Annotated in this window: 2 protein-coding genes; both read left to right on the forward strand. The window is 65.7% G+C overall.

The genetic code is table 11. The annotated features are described in order from the left end of the window. Positions 1–6 precede the first annotated feature (6 nt). Entirely contained in the window at positions 7–198 is a 192-nt protein-coding gene (locus B7364_RS04245; protein ID WP_456297782.1) for an IS66 family transposase, read from the forward strand. A gap of 4 nt (positions 199–202) precedes the next feature. Continuing rightward, positions 203–336, forward strand: a 134-nt coding sequence (locus tag B7364_RS18445) for an IS66 family transposase zinc-finger binding domain-containing protein (protein ID WP_198534026.1), incomplete at its 3' end; no start/stop codon positions are given.

Raw genomic sequence — 336 nt, forward strand, 5'->3', positions numbered from 1 at the left:
CTCGAGATCGCCAAGCTTCGCCAGCAACTTTATGGCCGCAGTGCCGAGCGTGCCCGTAGCCTGATCGACCAGCTTGAACTGGCGCTCGACGATGCGACAGCCGATGCCAGCCAAGCAGAGATCATCGCCGGGGAAGCCGCTGCTGCGGCTGGCATCATCCCNCGCCCGCGCCCCGCTGCCCGAACATCTGCCGCGTGAACGCGTGGTCGAGCCCGCCCCCTGCGCCTGTGAGCACTGCGGCTCACACAGACTGGTCAAGGTCGGCGAAGACGTAACAGAGACGCTGGAGGTCATTCCGCGCCAGTGGAAGGTAGTCCAGCATGTCCGCGAGCGCTT

Source organism: Aquidulcibacter paucihalophilus (assembly GCF_002105465.1).
Lineage (GTDB): Bacteria > Pseudomonadota > Alphaproteobacteria > Caulobacterales > Aquidulcibacteraceae > Aquidulcibacter > Aquidulcibacter paucihalophilus.